This is a genomic window from Methylobacterium aquaticum, assembly GCF_016804325.1.
Classification (GTDB): Bacteria; Pseudomonadota; Alphaproteobacteria; order Rhizobiales; family Beijerinckiaceae; genus Methylobacterium; species Methylobacterium aquaticum_C.
Genome location: NZ_CP043630.1, coordinates 22,696 through 41,209 on the forward strand (window position 1 = coordinate 22,696; position 18,514 = coordinate 41,209).

The following is an 18,514-nucleotide window of genomic DNA, read 5'->3' on the forward strand; positions in this document are numbered from 1 at the left end:
GACTCCGTTTATCAGGGAAGTCGGCAACCGACTTCCATCCCCACCCCGAAGAAGTACGAGCCCCCTGAAGGGGTCATGGAAATCGAGAACCAACAGTCAATTTGGCTTGGCAGGTCGAAGGGCAGCGACGACGAAATCGGTGATGTCTTCGCCGGATTTACCGAGGATGCCACAAAGCATCTCAAGGCACTAAAAGCTCTTGGCCATATCGAGTCCGAAATATCGACCGCCAAGCCCGAACGATTGATGCTACGTCTTCTAGATGTATTTACTAACAAGGGAGATTTAGTGCTTGAAGTCATGTCGAGCACTGCGGATCTCACCGCCGTCGCGTTGAAATCGGGACGTCGAGCGATCGCACTTCAAGGCTCATCGGAGCGAGACAAGTCGATAACGTCGGGCTGCGCCATTCCTCGTTTGCGAGCCGTCCTTAAGGGGATCGACCAAAATTTGGAAGACAAGATCCCAAAGGCTCGCATTTCAAAAGGTTCGTACATTCCGTATGCTGGCGGCGGAAGCTTGGCAACCGCCGTCGTGGGTCCGGAGATTGCAGTCCTGCTGGCCGACGATGACCATGCAACATTGACTGATGCGCTATCATCTATGAACTCTCATGAGCTTGCCGAAGCCATATTAACAGCAGAAGGTTACCTTCCGCCGGCGAAGGGCACGGATCTCGCGCTCGCTATAAGTGGGAAAGAGAAAGCCCTAGTCGTTCCACCTGAGCGTTACCTCACCCCCGAATTAGTCTCGGCAATTGCGAGCGAAGCGGCAGCCGATGCGGACCCACGTCCGACTCACGTTTATTATTTTCGAGCGACCGATGACATCGACGAAAAGTCATTCGCCGGTAGGGTCTCGCTGAGACGCATTCCCTTCGATCTGCTAAGGCTGGATGTCGCGTAATGTCGGGACTGCGTGAGTATGCCCTTTCGCACGCGTATGATGCTGTTGTTGCGAAAGCGAGCTTCCGCAAACCTCAGCACGAGGCGTTCGATAAATTTCACCAGCTAATTAAAGCTCTCGGCGCCGACATAGGTTCGATGAGCCAGGAGGCATTAGCTGGTCGGATCTCCGATCTGGGCTATCTTGAGAGCATACCTGCCAACCTGATTTTTGATCTCGCCACCGGAGTCGGAAAAACTCGTCTCTTGGGCGGGTTGCTGGTTTATTTGGCATTGTCGAAGCAGACCAGAAATTGTCTTATTCTGGCTCCTCGTGTAGCCATTCTCGATAAGTTGAAGCGAGAAAGCGATCCGTCATCCTCGAAGTATCTTTTTATCGATCGATCATTGGTCACAAATCCTAATATTTGCTTTCGCAGTGATTTGTTGAGCTTCGAGCCAAATCCATCCAAGCTGAATGTTTTTATCCTTTCACCTCAGACTTTAACTGGTACCAAAGTGGGAACAGCCGGTGATTTCGGTCCATCTCTTCGGCAATATCTGACCGAGACGAACGATCTAATCGTTTTTTCCGATGAGGCACACCATTTTGGGAACAAGTCATTTGGTGCTTGGAGCGAAGCCGTTGCACAGCTTCAACCGAAGCTCCATCTGGGATTTACCGCGACTGCGCCGACGAGCGCAGCGAAGCGCATATTCTACTCCTATGGCCTGAATACATGTCTGAAAGAAGGAAAATACACGAAGGCCGTGAAGCTTTGGGTAGAGCCGAAGCCCGAAGATATTTCGGACGATGATTGGGACCATCAAACCATCGATTTCGGTTTGAAACGGCTTGAGGCTAAAAAAGAATCTATTGCAGAACTGCGGTCCGCCAAGCCGGATTTCCCGGAGGTATCTCCGGTCCTTCTAGTTGCTGCGAAAGATATCGCCCATGCTGATAAAATTGGTCTTTGGTTGCAAAACTATCGTGGACTCGACGAGTCCGAAGTCTATGTCGCTCACTCGGGCAAAAAGGCTTCTGCAAAAGTCACCGGAAATGCGATAGAAGCTGAGGTCGGGCGATTGGTAGCAATCGACCAACCAGGTAACAAGGTTAAGGTTGTCGTAAACGTTTTTCAGCTATCCGAAGGTTGGGACGTCACCAACGTTTGGGTGATTGCACCCCTTCGGTCGCTGGCAAGCTTCTCCAATGCCATCCAAACAATCGGAAGAGGACTACGGCTTCCAAGCGGCCGACGCGTGGGTGACGAAGAGACCGATACGCTCGACGTTCTATGCTTCGGCAAGGAGGATTTCGGGACGATCGTGAAGCAAGCCACGAAGGAGTTTGGGGAAGGTCCGGAAGGCTCTGCGGCCGTCGGCATTGTTGCCAAAAGCGAACATCGTGTCCGCGCCATGCGCCCGATGTCGCTAGAAGTTGTAAACGCCATCTCGTTTAAGGTGCCAGAGGTCGTTCGCACGCCGGGAGAGCCCGAGTTGGACTTTTCGCCCCAGATCACGCGAGGCATCAGCTCGTATGTAGAAGTCTACGATGTTGGAAGCGGAGAGTTCGGCAGCGACGACGGGTCCGCAGTCCGCAGAAGCTTCGAGACGGTCGTGCGAGCAGCGACATCGCAGGTAATCGATGGTCTCAGGTTCCTCGATCCCGTCAAGCATACGCCCGCCGTCCGAAAGATTGTAGAGAAAGTTCTTTTGGATCTTGGCGGTAAGCCAGGAATGCAAATATCGACCGACGCCGTCAAGCTGGGACTTGGGGTCATGGATGCGATACGAAGTCGGTACCGGAGCATCGACTCGGTTTACGCGGCCGGTAAAACGTCAACGATTGTCGAAATCGCTTCGAAGGAAGTTCTAATTCCTGTCGAATTTGACGAAATTCCCTCGGTCGACCAGATTGTTGAGTGGAAATGACCCTCTATCGCGTTCCAATCGGTGGATGGAAAAAGTGCGTCTATAGTGCTGCTGCTTTTGAAAGCGCACCAGAGTACCATGCAGCAAAAATTCTGGATAAAGACGCGTCTGTCGTCTGGTGGCTCAGGAATGATCCCGCACAATTTCGTATTCCGACTCCGGCGGGGTACTTCGAGCCGGACTTTATTTACCTCGCTACCATGAAGGGATCCAATCGTATGCGGATTCTTGAGATCAAGGGCGAGCACCTCTGGAATGGGCCGGGATCATCGGCCAGGGTCAAGGCCGCAGGGGCAGCTGCCTGGGCTAAAGCGGTTCATGAGGCGAAAACTGAGCCCTATTGGGAGTTTCACGAAGTTCTAGGGCAAGATGCCGAAGCCTCGATGACGTTGGGAAGCATGTTGGACAAGGCGGTGATCTGCTTCCAGGTTCCCTAATCCCAAAAGATTGATAGAGCTCACTTGCGTGCGGCTGTTCTACCAGTGTTTTAAGCCACATCCTTGCCCGACGCTTCCAGTGTCAACGCCGATTGAAGTCTGACCCACCTTTTGGCTCTCCCGCGTTTGTGGTGCAGGCGTAGCGGTCACACCGCCAGCACGCGGGCGCGCAGCAGGTCGAGCTTGGCACGCCCGTACATCGTCCGCTTCAGCGTCTTCACGCGGTTGATCTGTCCCTCGACGGGGCTCGTGCTCCAGGACAGCGCGAGCGCGGCTTCCACGGCGGCCCGATCCCGCCTCAACCTCTCCGCCAGGCCGCTCAGCGGGCATCGCGACAGCGATCCAGCCACGCACCGAACCCGGCCTGATCCTGCTCCCGCACGATCACCGTGAAGGCTTTCACCTCCGCAAGCGCACGCTCGATCTCGGGGACGGCGGCCACCAGGGCATCGAGGAAGTGCCCGTCCATCTCGCCATGCTCACCGTCGGTCAGGAGAAGCCGCGCCGCCCGCCGTGGCGACGGGCGCCGCCAGACTGGATTAGATGCAGGTCGCGTCCGCGGCGGGCCGCCGAGAGCAGCAACGCAGAGCCGGACGCTCATCACGCCACCCCGGAAGCCCGAGGCCTGCAGCTCGCGCCAAAGCTGCGTCGCGTTGCGCTCGCCTTCGTCGAGCCGCCGCACGAGGTAGGGCACGAAGGGATCGATGATCCGCGCCCGTTCGCCCTTGTGCCAGGTCGGCGCCGTACCGGCTCGCAGCCAGTGCCGCACCGTATTCCGCGACAGACCGGTCTCACGCACGATGGCGCGGATGCCCTGGCCGTCCCGAGGCAGGGCGGCAACATGCTGGAAGCGGGCCTCCCGGTCCGCCTGACCCTGCCGCTGTCGCTGGTGCGCTTTGGTAACCGGACGGGATTCGACCGGCTGCGCTTCCGCTGCGGCTCGGCTCACGATGGTTCGCGCGACACGGGAGAACTCGCCGCGGTGCCGATTGAGCACCTGCACCAGCGCTTGCGAGCCGTTGCAGAGCAGATGCCATCGATCCGCGACCTGGACCGCCCCGGGGGCGCCGCGACGCACGCCATCGGCGTAGGCACCGGTCCGGTCGCGAGCCACGACCTCGACGCCGGGATGCCGCTGCAGCGAGTCGGCCACGGTGGCGGCCTCGCGGTCGGGCAGCAGGTCGATGACCTAGCCTCGTTCCAGATCGCACAGGATCGTGCCGTAGCGCTGACCACGCCGCCAGGCCCAATCGTCGATGCTGAGCACCCGCGGTGCGCGGTCTGCCTGCGCGGGCGCACGACCTCGCACGAGGCGCAGCAGCGTGTCGGGGCTGATTGGCAGGCCGAGGCGCCCCGCCAGGCGTGCGCCGGCCTCACCACCGAGCGCGAGACCGAGGTGGTGCTGAAGGTCGCCGAGGCGGTGAGTGCGGCGTGCGCCGGCCAGAGCAACGCCGGCGAGGCGCTCGGCGAAGACATGGCGCGGGCAGTATAGCTGCGGACAACGCCATCGCCGCGTCTGGGCCGCGATGACGACGCGCTGACCCTGCCAGAAATCATATTAAAACATGCCTTGCCGAACTCCAGCTGGGGAAATCTCGAAGCCAGTTATCTCAGCAGCTATTTCATCTAGAAATTGCTTACGAGCAACTTTTACAAATTCATATATTATCCAATTTCTATTTCCGCTTAACAATTGTATTAATTCTGTTGGTTTGTAGCGTGCGATCTCGCTTAATCTATGCATAGCCAGAAACATGAGGGTGATGTTGTATCGCCGGATCATGGTGTAAGCGGATAAATTTCGTTTCAAATACCACAATGGTTTTTCTGATGTAATATAGTTTATGTCCAGACGAATTTCGCGATGAAAGCTACTGAGTTGCACAATATCAGCCGGGCTTGGACGTCGGGCGCCTGACCATGAGAACTTTGCAACACTTTCAAGGCGTATTTTATTCTGATAACTGCTGGTCTTAAAGGTATTTGGAATAGTGGCAAGAGTCTGGCCATGTGTATGCTCATCGGGTAGATCCGCTCTGAACCATGCCTGGCCATTATGATGAACATATCTCGGATTTTTTATGCTGAGAAATAGCTCGCCCCTGGAATAACTTACTGCTACTGCTCGATGAATAAAGGCTAAATTACTAAAAATCTCACCTAAGTTATACTGATTTTGTGTTTCAGTTTCGCCAAGGTGCTGAACAAGGGCTGGAACAAAGCCATTGCTCTTGATCTTTAATCCTTCATTATCTACTCGAATACGAGGACGTATTCCTGTTCTTAAATCAAGGCCAGTTACTCCATGGTATTCTTTATATGGGATATTGTTTGATTGCAGAAGAGCTTTTGAGGCATTTAGAAATGAGTAATAAAGTGGTAAGGGAGCAGACTGAACAGGCAAATCACGTGCAGAATCATAAAATGCCTTCGCCTGTTCCCAATAAATGCATGCGTCGTCTTTGCCTTTCTGCCGCAGCCAAAGAGAAACAAACTCCCACGGGCTAGAAGCAATAATGCGTTTTTCATCAAAATCTGGTGCAATAGTCGAGCGGGGAAAGCGAACTGTTTTGTCAGAAATTCTAATTCTTTGAGCCATTTGGAAAGTTCCTAGCGCTAGACTTCGATCTTATACCCCAGCGGCTGTAGTTGTCACTATCTGTGCCAGCAACAGCCGATTAAATCGGTATCTTATGTTCAGCGCTAGATCGAATATCAGGTTTCTGACGGGGAGCCGACCTCCGCTTCCCACTAAAAGCGGATTGTAGGCGCGGTGCTAGTAGATCCGTTCGTTATTCCGACCGTCTATAGGGGTCTGCCGTAGTGAACACTGCGACGACCGGCCAAATACGTCCGCAAGGGTCGAACGATCCAACGGACAGCAACCAAACGGACACCATCCGAGCGGACAGTGCGGCGCAGCCCTGGCGCCGGTCACTTGGCCGGCCGCTGCCACCCGGCCCGCTCAAGCGTGTCGATCAGCGTCGAGCGGGCGATCTTGAACGACCGACAGACCGAGGCCTTGCTGGCGCCACCGTCGAGCGCCGCCGTGATCTGCTCGAGCTGCTCACCGCCGATCGTCGGTGGTCGGCCGCCGCGGCGCCCTCGGCGCTTGGCTGCTGCGAGTCCGGCGATCACGCGCTCCCGGGTGAGCTGGCGCTCGAACTGCGCAAGCGCACCGAACAGCGAGAACAGCAGCTCGCCGTGCGGTGTCGCGGTGTCCATTGCCTCGGTGAGCGAGCGAAACGCGACGCCACGCTTCCGCAGGTCACCCATGACCTCCAGGAGGTGTGGGAGGCTGCGGCCGAGACGGTCGAGCTTCCACACCACGAGGGTGTCGCCCGCCTTGAGATAGGTGAGGCAGGCCTTCAGCCCGGGCCGGTCGTCCCGGGATCCGGAGGCGTGGTCCTGGTAGAGGTGGCGGTCGTCGACGCTGGCGGCCATGAGCGCGTCGCGCTGCAGGTCGACCGATTGACGCTCGTCGGCCGTCGACACCCGCATGTACCCGACCAGCATGTGCGGAAAACCCTTCAAACCATATTTCCGCACATAATATCAATCCGACAGGGTTTGTCGCGCATTTTCGCCGTCGAGGGCTGGCGTGCGTGTGATCTTGAGTGATAAATGGCGGTCTTTCTTCAGGGCTTGATGGCGGATCCCGCGTTGAGGGCGGGATGCTGGGGCGGTCAGGACGGCACGCTCGCGTCCCTAATCCGCAGGATGGTCTGCCGGCTGGTCTTAAAGCTCCGCGCCAGGGCCGACACGCTCGCACCCTCCCCAAGCTGGCGCGCGACCTCCGCGCGCTGCTCGCCGGTGAGACTGGCCGGCCGGCCGAGCCGTCGGCCTTCCGCCCGTGCCCGGCTCAGCCCAGCCTGGGTCCGCTCGATCAGGAGATCACGCTCGAACTCCGCGACCGCGTTGATCACGGCCATCGTCAGCTTGCCCGTCGAACTCGTCAGGTCGACCCCACCCAAGGCCAGGCAGTGGACTCGCACGCCGAGCTCGTCGAGCTTGGCGACGGTCGCGCCCACGTCCATGGCGTTGCGGCCGAGCCGGTCGAGCTTGGTCACGACGAGGACGTCGCCCGCCTCGAGCCGGTCGAGCAGGCGGGCGAACCCGCGGCGCTGCCCGACCGCGGTGGATCCCGAGACGGTCTCGGTCACGAGGCGGCGCGGCTCGATGGTGAACCCAGCGGCCTGGATCTCGGTGAGCTGGTTGTCGGTGGTCTGGCCGGGGGTCGAGACGCGGAGGTAGGCGAAGGTGCGCGGCATAAAGCAGATTTGTCCGAAAACCATGACCGGAACTAGACACCTGTCCGGAACTCGCAGAAGCTAGGTTTTGAACAGTATGGGCCGTCCTGTCCAGAACCGTCCGGTTCCGGACAGGCCTGGTAGGCAAGCGTCACTGGTCGGGGAGACCCCATGACGGACCCCACCATCATGGCCTCGTTCGTGGACCTGGCCGAGGACCAGCGCCAGCTGGCCATGGCGCGCTTCGCCGTGCTCCAGCCGACGCTGGAGAACGATGTGCCCCTGATCCGCGCCGCCGCGCAGGCCGACGTGCCGCTGCGAACCGCCCAGCGCTGGCTTGCGCGGTATCGCCATGACGGGTTGGTTGGCCTTTCCCGTGCCGGTCGGCGCGACGCGGGCCACAGCCGCCTGCCCGCCGATCTCGTGACCCTGATCGAGGGCATGGCCCTGCGACGGCCACGATCCTCGGCCGCCGCCATCCATCGAAGGGCCGCTGCCGTCGCCGAGGCTCAGGGCTGGCGCATCCCCTCCTACAGCACGGTCTACGCCATCCTCGCTCGCCTCGATCCGGCGATGGTGACCCTGGCACTCGACGGACCCGCCGCCTTCCGGGACCGCTACGAGCTGATCGTCCGTCACCGGGCGAGCGCGCCCAACGCGCTCTGGCAAGCCGATCACACGCTCCTCGACATCCTCGTTCTCGACGAAGGCGGCAGATCGGTCCGGCCCTGGCTCACGACAGTGATCGACGACCACTCGCGGGCGATCGCCGGCACCACGCTGTTCCTCGGGGCGCCCTCGGCGCTCAACACCAGCTTGGCGCTCCGCCACGCTATCTGGCGCAAGGCCGACCCCGCCTGGCCCGTCTGCGGCATCCCGGATGTGCTCTACGTCGATCACGGCAGCGACTTCACCAGCCATCACCTCGATCAGGTGGCGGCCAACCTGCGCGTCCAGATCGTCCACTCCGGCGTCGCCCGCCCGCAGGGTCGAGGCAAGATCGAGCGCCTGTTCGGGACCCTCAACACCGAACTCCTGCCCGAACTACCCGGCCACCTCGTCGACGGTAAGCCGGCCAGTCCGCCGGTCCTCTCGCTGGCCGACCTGGATCGGGCGGTCGGCGCTTTCATCAGCTGCACCTATCACGGGCGCACGCATGGCGAGATCGGGCAAACGCCGCTCGATGCGTGGCAGGCGAACGGCTTCCTGCCCCGCCTTCCCGAGACCCTCGAGGCGCTCGACCTTCTTCTGGTAATGGTCGCCAAGCCGCGCTGCGTGCGCCGTGACGGCATCCACTTCCAGGGTCTGCGCTACGTCGCCTCGACCCTGGCGGCCTATGTCGGCGAGGCCGTCACGATCCGCTACGACCCGCGCGACGTCTCCGAGATCCGGGTCTTTCATCGCGACCGTTTCCTATGCCGGGCGGTGAGCGAGGAGCATGCCGGGGAAGCTCTCAGCCTCAAGGACATCGAGGCGGCCCGTCGCCTGCACCGTCGTGCCTTGCGCACCGCCATCAACGAGCGCGTGGCGCGCGTCGCGGACTTCCTGCCCGACTCCACTCGTTCCCAGCGCCAGGCCGCACCGGACCGCTCCGCGACTCGGCCACGGTTGCGCTTGTATCAGGCGGAGGACGAAGGATGACCGCCAGATCGGGCGCCTTCATCGCGACCAAGGAGCATCGCCGCTTCAGCGAGTTCGCCGACGCGGTTCGCAAACACCGCTACATCGGCCTCTGCTACGGGCCGGCCGGGGTCGGCAAAACGCTGTCAGCGCGTCATTACGCACACTGGGATGTGGCCGAGCCTTTTCTCGAAACCTGGGGGCCGCGCCAGCCCTCGGATGCCGAGGTCCATGCCACGCTGGCCGGGAGCCGCAGCGCCTTCTACACTCCGGCGGTGGGATGCTCGTTGCGGGTGCTGCGCGACGACGTGGCTTGCCTCCTCGTTCGGGTGGATGCCTGCATCGACGAACACCTCGGGCGTGACAAGACGAGCGGCACGGGTCTTCGGCGCGGATTGGCCGAACTCCTGATCGTGGATGAGGCCGAGCGGCTCTCGACGACGGGCCTGGAGCACCTGCGCGATCTGTTTGACCGCACGAGCATCGGGGTGATCCTGATCGGTATGCCGGGGATCGAGAAGCGTCTGTCGCGCTACCCTCAGTTCTACAGCCGTGTCGGCTTTGCCCACCACTATCGTCCCTTGCAAGGCGACGAGCTCACCTTCGTGCTGACGCGCCACTGGCGCCAGCTCGGGCTCGCGCTGGACGAGGCGGATTTCACGGATGTCCAGGCGATGGCGTCGATCGCACGGATCACGGGCGGCAACTTCCGGCTGCTTCAGCGCCTGTTCGTGCAGATTGCGCGCATCCTCAAGATCAACGAGCTGAGGGTGATCACGAACGACGTCGTCGAGGCGGCTCGCAGTACGCTAGTCATCGGCGCCACTTAGCGCACGAAAAAAGCCGCCAGTTATCGCTGAAGGTCACAGCGTGCGGCCGGATTGCCGCGGCCCCTGTCGGCAAACACATGTTTTCCGTACAGACGGGCCTGATACGCGGAATGGCTGCGAGGAGTGAAAAGCAACCCTATGCCTTTGGCCCGCTCCCCCACGGCTGGGATTGCGGTTGCTGGACGGCGCGGTTTCCGAACCGCCTGTCGATCCTGAGAAGCGAACGCAGATGCTTCCGACGCAGCAGATGCGAAAATTGCGGGTGGCAAAGCTGATGGCATCGACGGCCACCCTGTGCGCTTGGCTGGCGCTCCAGGCGCAGGCTTGTTACCTATTGCAGATGGCTTCCCAGCTTATCACCGATCCGACCAAAAGCGCCCTGGAGGAAGGAACATCCTTCGGCACCCCCAGCGGGGTCGAGCAGGAGCTAACGAGAGACATAGTCGAACTTCAAATTGCCGAACCGTTCAATCCGGATGATATTGAAGTCGCCACCCGCTCGATGACGATCGATCTTCTGCTGTCGCGTATCAAAGCAGGAGATATCGACCTTGAGCCGGACTTCCAACGTCGGCGTGGCATTTGGAATGAGCGTCAGCAGAGTCGGTTGATCGAATCCCTGCTCCTAAAAATTCCCCTTCCCACGCTTTATGCGGCGGAGGATGATGAAGAGCGGTGGGCGATCGTTGACGGTATTCAGCGCCTGACCACCATCACACGATTTATGGCGCCAGACTCAATCGATGAGACACCGCTGCGTCTGACAGGCCTCGAATATCTTGGCAGCTCGTTTGATGGGCTTCTGTTTGATGATTTGCCCAGCCGCCTCAAACGAAGGCTTCGTGAGTCCGAACTTGTCGTGCACCTTATCCGACACGGCACGCCGCAGGAGGTTAAATTTAATATTTTCGCGCGGATCAACACTGGTGGCATGCCGCTGTCCGCGCAGGAGTTGCGCCATGCGCTGATACCTGGTCAAGCTCGCCAGTTTCTCGGAGATCTGGCTCAGCTAGCGGCGTTCAAGGAGGCGACGGCCAACAGCATCCGCGACGAGCGCATGGCAGATCGTGAGATGATATTGCGTTTTATGGCATTTATTTTACACAATCCAGAAGAATACCGCTCGTACGATTTTGACCGATTTCTAAGCGATGCAATGCGTGATCTAAATTTGATCTCGGACGCAAGGCGTGATCAGCTGCGAGATGCTTTCGTTTCTGCTATGAAGAGTGCAAAAGCAATTTTCGGCGACGATGCATTCCGGAAGCGATATCGGCCGGGCGACAGCCGCTTTCCGATTAACCGCGCCTTGTTCGAGGCCATCTCGGTTTCGCTGGCCCATCTGTCCGAACAGGAACGGGAGCGCTGCATTAGCCGCAAGGAAGAGATCTGCACACGTATGATGGACGCTATGCGCGACAGCGCCTTCGAAGGGTCAATCTCACAGGGTACGGGCGATCCGGCGAAAGTTCGGCGGCGCTTCGAGACAGTCTCGAGAATTTTTGCGGAATTCGCTAATGTTTGATAGTCTGACGCTGCATAACTTCAAGGCGTTCCGGGATATTACAATCCCACTAAAGCCATTGACGTTGCTTTCAGGGCTCAACGGTTCGGGAAAAAGCACGACGCTACAGGCTTTAGCGCTTTTGCGACAATCTTGGGATACTGGTTTTATACATAAGCGCGGCTTATTACTAAACGGAGATCTTATAGAGCTCGGTGCTGGAGTCGATGTACTTCATGATGATCACAATGACGAGCAGATCGCGATCGAGCTCGGCGCCAACGGCAATTCATACAGATATGAAGTCGCCTACGATCCTGCTGGAGATGTTCTCCATTTTTCGCCCGAAATTAGTTTCGGTTTCTTAGCTGGAACGGAGCAAGCTGGAGGTCTCTTCGGACATAATTTTCAATATCTTCGTGCAGATCGAGCTAGCCCGAGTGTGAGCTTTCCCAAAGCTTATCATCTCGTGAGCGAGCGACGCTTTCTCGGGGATCGAGGGCAGTATACTACGCACTTTCTATCTTTATTCCAAGACGAGGATGTCGATGTAAACCTTCGCCATCCCAGCGACGGGTCACCCGGTCTACTGTCACAGGTAAACGCTTGGCTGAAAGAGTTCAGTCCTGGCGTTAATGTCGCTGTTGAAGATATTCCACGAACCGATACAGTTAGACTTGAGTATTCATACGGTAAATCAGCGGGTATAAGCAGTTCAAATTCTTATAGATCAACAAACGTTGGCTTCGGATTGACATATGTGTTGCCGGTTCTGGTCGCTTGTCTAGCATCTCCAAAAAATAGCTGGCTGCTGATCGAAAATCCAGAAGCTCATCTGCATCCGCAAGGCCAGGTTGTGATGGGACGGCTGCTGGCGCTGACAGCCGCGCGTGGAGCAAAGGTTATCGTCGAAAGTCATAGTGATCATGTGCTAAACGGTCTGCGCCTTGCTGTAAAGAACCGTGATATCGCCGCTGATAATGTTGGTCTAAACTTTTTTCGACGCGGTGGCGCAGGCGGGCAGCCGGATCGTATAGCGCCCTTGGTCACGGATGAAGGAAGGCTCAGTGCTTGGCCTGACGGCTTCTTCGATCAGTGGGATAAGTCGCTCGACCAACTCCTGGGCTGACATGACATTCATCGCATTTCTCAACGAACTGTCCTTCCCAACGGGCCCACTGGACGAAGCTGTGGCCCGTGAAAGCGCAAAGGGACTGATCGACACGTTACGCGCGCTTCGTCGTGTCCATTCAAGCGCTGCGCTGCATTCATCATCGCCGCTGACACAAATACAGTTAGGCGAGGGTGTCTGGCTCAGCAGCCTTTTTAGTGACGCGCAATATCGCGACGAATGGCGATTTCTACGCGGTTTTGAAAACAGGTCACCTTTCCGTGTTGGTCTGGGCGAGACCTTCGGGATGGATACCGAGTACCGCTTCCAAGGTATACCAGCCGAGGGTCTGGGACTGGCGCATGTTGTAGGAACTCTTGGGATCAGCTTCTGTTTTGGTCCCTGGTTGCAGCCGATGGTCGAGCTTGATCGCACGTATTTTCTCGAAGACGGGAACAACGCACAGGAGGATGTGCAAGTTCATCATGCTTCGGCACCTGAAAATCTAGTCACTCACGACGAATGGCTGCGGCGCCAGCCGCTATCAGCAATTGCTGACGGACATGAGCTATGGGCGAAGCGTGATACACTCTTCCCGAATTTACGATTTCTTCCTCGTACCGAAGTGCAGATACGATTATTTAAAGCAGGAGAGCTTCGATTTCTGTCGGCTGCCAGTGCGTTGATGGATCTAGAGCTGGCAGTTGCATCCTGGGACACAGTAGTAGATGCGCAGCCTAACTTCTTATCCAAGACCACGCCCGAGGGCGAGACGCGTCGCAAGAAGTTTAAATTCCTGGATCTTTCGGGGGAAGAGCGCTATTTCGATATGCATTCACGTTATACTCCCGGCGCGGGGCGCGTACATTTCTGGCTCGACCGAGCACAGCGCCAAGCTCAGGTAGCTCATATCGGCGAAAAGGTTCCCGACTAGTGGGGCTCGATACTGAGTGGTCATTGTCGAGCGATTGCACGTTAGGGTCGGTCTGCCGGCGATCGCGGATGTCGGAAAACACCTGTTTTCCGGTAGGCGTCTCAATAGGTGGTAGGTCATAGCTATCTGATAGCTACCAGTTACCTTTTATCAAACCCTCCAAGGCTAGGCCGGCTAGTATGGGGAATGCACCCCTGGCGCCTTTCGCTCCTCAGCCGGCAGCTCGTTGGGTAGCAACAGCAAAGCCTGAGCGGCGGGCCGGGGCGTTCCCTCCAGATGGAGACCCGGCCTGCCGGCCTCGCTGAAGGGTGATCGGAACAGCAAGGCACCTGCTCTTAGCAGCGAAGCCTGACGGTGGCACAGACATCCGTTGGGTTGTGATGCGGCGAGAAAGCCTACCGGAATAGGGTGGGGATCACGTCCTCGAGCGCGAAGAAGATCCCGACGAGCGCGATCACCAAGCTCGCCACGATCAGGCTCAAGGTCCGGAGCGGCAGGGTACCCACAGGCCCCTGCCGCCGGGGATTACCCGGGCTCACGTCACTCCGCGGCGGTGGCAGTGGCCTTCTTCGGCCGGCCGCGGCGGGCCGGCGCGGGCTCGGCCGTCTTGATCTCCGCTTCCGCCTTCCGCGCTTCCGCCTGGTTGCGTCGGATCTGGCCGAGGCCGAGGCTCTTGGCGAGTTCCGAGCGCTGGGCGGCGTAGGCGGCCGCGACCATCGGGTAATCGTGCGGCAGGCCCCACTTCTGGCGGTACTGGTCGGGCGAGAGACCGCGGGTGCTGAGGTGGCGCTTCAGCGACTTGTAGGGCTTTCCGTCCTCAAGGCTGATGATGTGATCCGGCGTGACGGTCTTGCGGATCGGGACGGGGGGCGTGGGCTTCTCGACCTCAGGCGCCGGTGGTGCCGTCAGCTTCGCCAGGGCCGCATGGGTTGCCGCGATGAGACCCGGCAGCTCGGATGCCGGAACGTTGTTCTTCGTGACGTAGGCGCCGACGATGGCGGCGGCGAGGCCGATAAAATCGGTATCTTGCTGTACGATGTGTAATTACCCAGGGGTGCGGCCGGCATTGGCGTGACGCCGGTGGGGCGCTGGGGGCGGGGCGCACGGGGGCCTCTTGCCGAGAGCTGATTTCGCTGGTTCCCTCGTGAGATGGGCCGCAGCGATCTTGAGCGTTTGAGCAAGGAGGAGCTGATCGAGCTGGTGCTGCGGCTGCAGCGCCCGGAGAAGACCTCGCGCACCTCCTCCAAGCCGCCCTCGACCGATCGCAAGGAGCGGCGCGAGCAGGCCAAGCCCGGCGGCGCCAAGCCTGGTCACGAGGGGCATAGCCGCACGCTCAGCCCCGATCCGGACGAGGTCGTGGCCCACCGCCCGGGTCAGTGCCCCTGCTGCGGCGGCGCCCTAGCGGCGGACCTGCCGGCCGAGATCGTCAGCGTGTGCGAGCAGATCGAGTTGCCCGCGGTGATGCCGCTCGTCACCCAGCATCAGCGGCTCGCGGTGCGCTGCCCGTCCTGCGGAACTCGAGTTGTTGCCCCCGTGCCGAAGGAAGCGGCCAGCACGCCGTTCGGGCCGCGCCTGCACGCGGTGGCGACCTACCTGAAAACCTTTCAGGCCCTCTCCTACGAGCGGCTGCAGGCGGTGATGGCCGACCTGTTCGGGCTCACTCTGAGCCAGGGCGGGCTGATGAACCTGCTGCGTCGGGCGCAGGGTCGGTTCGTGGAAGGCCGTGAAGCCGCGGTCTCGGCGCTGCGCCGAGCCGCGGTGGTGGCCTCGGACGAGACGGGCGTGCGCATCGAGGGCAGCACCTCGTACCACTGGGTCTTCCGCTCGGACGAGGCGGTGGTGCATCACGCCGCCCCGACGCGGGCCGCCGCGGTGGTGCACGCGATGATGGACGGGCACCGGCCTGCCGTGTGGATCTCGGACCGCTACACCGCCCAGCAGGGGCACGGCGAGCGCCACCAGACCTGCCTGGCGCATCTGGCGCGCGACGTCACCTACGCGGTCGAGGTGAGTGACGACCCGGTGCCGCTGCGCCTGCAGCTGTGGCTCGGGTCGGTGTTCAGCCTGGCCGAGCGCGTCAGCGACTTGGCGGCCTCGACGCTAGCGGCCAAGCGCCGGGCGCTGGAGCGGCAGCTGTCCGACATCCTGTCCGCCCAAAGCCGCTGCGATCTGACCCGCGCTCTGCAAGCCAAGATCGGGCGAGCCCACGATCAGCTCCTGGTCTTCCTCGACCATCCCGGCCGCGTGGCGGTCACGAACAACGGGTGTGAGCGGGCGCTACGCCCGGCCGTGGTGCAGCGGAAGGTGACGAACGGCTATCGGGCCATGTGGGCGGCCGCAGGCGAAGCGGATGTGCGCACGGTCGTCGATACCGCTCGCCTCACGGGCGCCGAAACCTTCGCCACCCTCCTCAAGACCATCCGCGCCTGATCGCTTCCGCCGTTCGCCTCGTCGTCGACACGATCAGGCGGCTCGTGCACCGCGCCAGACCCCCTGGGTAATTACTTCTCACGGGCTCGCGCCGTCTCAAGACTGATTACGAGACTTTGCTTCACATCTCGGCGGGTGCGATGCTGTTTGCCTCTATCGGTCGGCTTCTCGCATCAATCACTATGGGTTAACTCCTTCCTAACGGACTCTGAGGCCCGCAGCCTGTCTCAAATTATCTGACGACGGACAACACCCGCCTCGATACGCCGCCTTCACGCCCAGCGCGTCATCCAATCTCCTGCATAGCTCCGCAGCCAAAGCCAACACACAGGCTTTGGCTGCGGCCGACGTCAATCCGCGATGCGCTTGGCCGATCCCGCATGCGGGAAGTCGACCTCAGTCTTGAACACCTCGTTGACGTAGTTTGTCAGCACGTTCGCCGCCACGTGCAACACGATCTCAACGGTCTGCGCATCCGTGTAGCCGGCTGCGCGCAAGGCCGCGACGTCGGCCTCCGTCACATCAGCGCGGGTCACCGCGACTTTGCGGGCGAAAGTGACCGCCGCGTCGGCACGGGCATCGGTCGACCGGCCTTCTCGGTTGGCCGCGATCTCCGCTTCTTCGAGCTTGTGGCGCTTGGCGAGCGCTGTGTGAGCTGCGTTGCAGTAATCGCAGCCATTGACGTTCGCGATCGCCAGAGCGATCCGCTCACGCGTCGCAGCGTCGAGTGTACCGCGTGCGAGCGCCCCGGAGAAGGCGAGCACGCCTTCAAGGCCGGCTGGGCTCTGCGCCAGAACCTTGTAGAGGTTCGGCACGACGCCGAGTTTCTTACCTACGCCGTCGAGTAGGTCCTTGGCATTACCGGTCGCCGTGACCGGATCGACGGAAGCGATACGTTGCATAGTCAATCTCCTGATGATCGAGCAGTGACACGAAGCAGTGCAAGTCAGCTGCGGCCGAGGCGGATCGCCTTGAGAGAGTCGATGGCGATCCAAAGCGAAATGGCGAGCAGGCCCACGTCCTTGAGCAGGAACTGACCGATAGGAACCGAGATGGCGGGGAAGCCGATCTCCGGGGCAGCAACTCCGGGCGTCGAGGCCATGAAGCTCAGCGTCGTCGTGAAGAGGCCGGCTGAGAGGAAGCCTCCGAGCGCCGACAGCGCAGGATTGACGAGCCGCGCGGCGATGAGAGCGCCGATGCTGAGTTCCAGCACGCCCAGGAGCGTTGAGAAGCCGCGCACGCTGAAGATGCTGTAGAACCAGCTCAACAGCGGGCTGTTGCTGACCAGCGGAACCAGCCCTTCCGCCTCGTACGCGGTGAACTTCATGCCGCCGAACCAGGCGTAGATGATCACGAGGGAGCCGTAGAGCGCCACACGGGTCAGGCGATCTGCGTGGCCATCGAACGCAACCAGCACATCGGTGACTCTGCCCGGGTAGCCGCTTCGGCCCAACGTTTGGGAATGCAGAGGCATGGATTTTCTCCGTGGAGGAAGCTGTCGTGGTGGAGATGACGCACACCTCCACCGGTTGAGCGGAGGAGGATGACCGTTACCGCGCCGGAACTTCGATGCGAGCACCCCAGACGTTGATGGTCCGGGTAGCCGTCGTCTGAGCTTCTGACGCCGTGATCGGAGGCCGTTCCGACGAGGAGGTGTAAGCGGTCCCTCGCCCCTTACTGCGCAGCGGAACAGCACCTTCACCGCTGCGCGAGGTGCTGGGCGCGCCGACTGGATGGCCGGCCTCCGGCCGGATGAACTCATGTCCCCAAGCAGCGAAGGTGCGGCTTTCCTGGGCGGCGGCCGGCAGCGTGGTGGCGGCGAGAGCGGAGGCGATCGCGAACGCGACGGTGGTCGGTGTGGACATGGTGGTCTCCTTTTTGCGTGAGCGGCCGTCGGCGCTGGGTTGTCAGGAGCAGAGTGCGATGCAGCTCACCCGGTAGGTTTGATATAAAACCAGTGAGACCGGCCGCATGTGCGTTGGCGCACATGGTGTGATATCAAACAAGCAGGAGGCTGGGACCCGCGGTGAGTGCCGCTCGCACGAGCGCTTGCTGAACCCATATGCATGAACCGGGTGCCGCTTCCTGTTTGGAACCACGACGTGTCCATGCCCTACAGAATGACCCCCGACACGGCTGCAGCCATCGAGCGGGCCTGTATCTGTGTTGCCGTTCAGCGCGCTGCACGCGTGATCGGGCGCGAGTTCGATGCAGTATTCCGTAGCGTCGGGCTGTCAAACTGGCAGTTTACACTGCTCACCGTCCTTGCACTCGGCGATCCGCCGACCATGCGTGAGTTGGCCGAGGAGCTTGCCCTCGACAAGAGCACTCTCACGGCCAACGTCAAATTGCTTGAGAAGCGCGGATTGATCGCGACCGAGTCCGACACCCATGACCGACGTGCTCGGCGCGTGCGTCTGACGGAGTCGGGCCGCGCTCTCCTCGATGCGACCATTCCGCTGTGGGAGAAAGCGCAGGCCAATTGTGTGGGTCGCGTGGGCATTGCGCAGGCTGGCTCGCTGCGGCGGACACTTGCGACGCTGTCGAGCCGTGGTCGTGAATGAACACGAACTCTGCAA

At 60.3% G+C, this 18,514-nt stretch carries 20 protein-coding genes and 2 pseudogenes; 12 read left to right on the forward strand and 10 right to left on the reverse strand.

Features of this window, described 5'->3' with window-relative positions; translation table 11 throughout:
* The first annotated feature begins 75 nt into the window (after positions 1-75).
* From F1D61_RS33310 to F1D61_RS33320, 3 genes are read left to right on the forward strand one after another with little or no spacing between them, the layout of a single operon-like run.
* Positions 76-906, forward strand: coding sequence for a hypothetical protein (locus tag F1D61_RS33310; RefSeq protein ID WP_203159558.1), 831 nt, complete (start codon positions 76-78; stop codon positions 904-906).
* Complete coding sequence (locus F1D61_RS33315) at positions 906-2,819, forward strand: DEAD/DEAH box helicase (RefSeq protein ID WP_203159559.1); 1,914 nt, start codon at positions 906-908, stop codon at positions 2,817-2,819. Before F1D61_RS33310 ends, F1D61_RS33315 begins: the two co-directional genes overlap by 1 nt.
* A complete protein-coding gene (locus tag F1D61_RS33320) occupies positions 2,816-3,256 on the forward strand; it encodes a hypothetical protein (RefSeq protein WP_246776061.1) in 441 nt (146 codons plus the stop codon). Before F1D61_RS33315 ends, F1D61_RS33320 begins: the two co-directional genes overlap by 4 nt.
* 146 nt (positions 3,257-3,402) lie before the next feature.
* Here F1D61_RS33320 and F1D61_RS34920 read toward each other — a convergent pair whose 3' ends face one another.
* From F1D61_RS34920 to F1D61_RS35530, 3 genes and pseudogenes are all read right to left on the reverse strand, one after another.
* The gene (locus F1D61_RS34920; protein ID WP_203159553.1) at positions 3,403-3,537 is read right to left on the reverse strand and encodes a transposase; all 135 of its coding nucleotides are present in this window, start codon (positions 3,535-3,537) and stop codon (positions 3,403-3,405) included.
* 38 nt (positions 3,538-3,575) lie between these two features.
* Positions 3,576-4,025 (reverse strand): hypothetical protein, encoded by a 450-nt coding sequence (locus tag F1D61_RS34685; protein WP_246776056.1) that lies wholly within the window; start codon positions 4,023-4,025, stop codon positions 3,576-3,578.
* Positions 4,026-4,268: 243 nt separating this feature from the next.
* Positions 4,269-4,409, reverse strand: a pseudogene (locus F1D61_RS35530) (hypothetical protein); the annotation flags it as partial.
* On the opposite strand from F1D61_RS35530, the gene F1D61_RS35535 reads away from it, so the two are divergent.
* Complete coding sequence (locus tag F1D61_RS35535) at positions 4,386-4,748, forward strand: hypothetical protein (RefSeq protein WP_203159561.1); 363 nt, start codon at positions 4,386-4,388, stop codon at positions 4,746-4,748. The pseudogene F1D61_RS35530 and the gene F1D61_RS35535 overlap by 24 nt on opposite strands.
* A gap of 66 nt (positions 4,749-4,814) precedes the next feature.
* On the opposite strand, the gene F1D61_RS33340 is transcribed toward F1D61_RS35535, so the two are convergent.
* From F1D61_RS33340 to F1D61_RS33350, 3 genes are all read right to left on the reverse strand, one after another.
* Positions 4,815-5,855, reverse strand: a complete 1,041-nt coding sequence (locus F1D61_RS33340) for a YaaC family protein (RefSeq protein ID WP_203159562.1) — start codon at positions 5,853-5,855, stop codon at positions 4,815-4,817.
* A 335-nt stretch (positions 5,856-6,190) separates the two neighbouring features.
* Complete coding sequence (locus tag F1D61_RS33345) at positions 6,191-6,772, reverse strand: recombinase family protein (protein WP_203159565.1); 582 nt, start codon at positions 6,770-6,772, stop codon at positions 6,191-6,193.
* Between the two features lie 170 nt (positions 6,773-6,942).
* Entirely contained in the window at positions 6,943-7,527 is a 585-nt protein-coding gene (locus tag F1D61_RS33350; RefSeq protein ID WP_203159563.1) for a recombinase family protein, read from the reverse strand.
* A 150-nt stretch (positions 7,528-7,677) separates the two neighbouring features.
* Here F1D61_RS33350 and F1D61_RS33355 point away from each other — a divergent pair, with 150 nt between their 5' ends.
* The 5 genes from F1D61_RS33355 to F1D61_RS33375 all read left to right on the forward strand — a co-directional run bounded on the left by F1D61_RS33355 (position 7,678) and on the right by F1D61_RS33375 (position 13,505).
* The gene (locus F1D61_RS33355; protein WP_246776058.1) at positions 7,678-9,147 is read left to right on the forward strand and encodes a Mu transposase C-terminal domain-containing protein; all 1,470 of its coding nucleotides are present in this window, start codon (positions 7,678-7,680) and stop codon (positions 9,145-9,147) included.
* Entirely contained in the window at positions 9,144-9,956 is an 813-nt protein-coding gene (locus tag F1D61_RS33360) for an AAA family ATPase (protein ID WP_203159564.1), read from the forward strand. Before F1D61_RS33355 ends, F1D61_RS33360 begins: the two co-directional genes overlap by 4 nt.
* A gap of 175 nt (positions 9,957-10,131) precedes the next feature.
* A complete protein-coding gene (locus tag F1D61_RS33365; protein WP_246776059.1) occupies positions 10,132-11,481 on the forward strand; it encodes a DUF262 domain-containing protein in 1,350 nt (449 codons plus the stop codon).
* The gene (locus F1D61_RS33370; RefSeq protein ID WP_203159532.1) at positions 11,474-12,589 is read left to right on the forward strand and encodes a DUF3696 domain-containing protein; all 1,116 of its coding nucleotides are present in this window, start codon (positions 11,474-11,476) and stop codon (positions 12,587-12,589) included. The genes F1D61_RS33365 and F1D61_RS33370 overlap by 8 nt, the downstream gene beginning before the upstream one ends.
* Before the next feature lies 1 nt (position 12,590).
* A complete protein-coding gene (locus F1D61_RS33375) occupies positions 12,591-13,505 on the forward strand; it encodes a hypothetical protein (RefSeq protein WP_203159533.1) in 915 nt (304 codons plus the stop codon).
* Between the two features lie 540 nt (positions 13,506-14,045).
* Here the strand turns inward: F1D61_RS33375 and F1D61_RS33380 are convergent.
* Entirely contained in the window at positions 14,046-14,543 is a 498-nt protein-coding gene (locus tag F1D61_RS33380) for a MucR family transcriptional regulator (RefSeq protein WP_203159568.1), read from the reverse strand.
* A gap of 111 nt (positions 14,544-14,654) precedes the next feature.
* Between F1D61_RS33380 and tnpC the strand changes: the two genes are divergently transcribed.
* Together tnpC and F1D61_RS33390 are read left to right on the forward strand one after the other, a co-directional pair.
* Positions 14,655-15,935, forward strand: a complete 1,281-nt coding sequence (gene tnpC, locus F1D61_RS33385; RefSeq protein ID WP_096488066.1) for an IS66 family transposase — start codon at positions 14,655-14,657, stop codon at positions 15,933-15,935.
* Positions 15,936-16,012: 77 nt separating this feature from the next.
* Positions 16,013-16,126, forward strand: a pseudogene (locus tag F1D61_RS33390) (IS5/IS1182 family transposase); the annotation flags it as partial.
* Between the two features lie 159 nt (positions 16,127-16,285).
* Here the strand turns inward: F1D61_RS33390 and F1D61_RS33395 are convergent.
* The 3 genes from F1D61_RS33395 to F1D61_RS33405 all read right to left on the reverse strand — a co-directional run bounded on the left by F1D61_RS33395 (position 16,286) and on the right by F1D61_RS33405 (position 17,800).
* The gene (locus F1D61_RS33395) at positions 16,286-16,837 is read right to left on the reverse strand and encodes a carboxymuconolactone decarboxylase family protein (protein WP_096488064.1); all 552 of its coding nucleotides are present in this window, start codon (positions 16,835-16,837) and stop codon (positions 16,286-16,288) included.
* 44 nt (positions 16,838-16,881) lie between these two features.
* Positions 16,882-17,409, reverse strand: coding sequence for a YkgB family protein (locus F1D61_RS33400; protein ID WP_096488065.1), 528 nt, complete (start codon positions 17,407-17,409; stop codon positions 16,882-16,884).
* A 76-nt stretch (positions 17,410-17,485) separates the two neighbouring features.
* Complete coding sequence (locus F1D61_RS33405) at positions 17,486-17,800, reverse strand: hypothetical protein (protein ID WP_157914320.1); 315 nt, start codon at positions 17,798-17,800, stop codon at positions 17,486-17,488.
* Between the two features lie 243 nt (positions 17,801-18,043).
* Here F1D61_RS33405 and F1D61_RS33410 point away from each other — a divergent pair, with 243 nt between their 5' ends.
* Positions 18,044-18,499, forward strand: a complete 456-nt coding sequence (locus tag F1D61_RS33410; RefSeq protein ID WP_096488071.1) for a MarR family winged helix-turn-helix transcriptional regulator — start codon at positions 18,044-18,046, stop codon at positions 18,497-18,499.
* Positions 18,500-18,514: the final 15 nt, after the last annotated feature.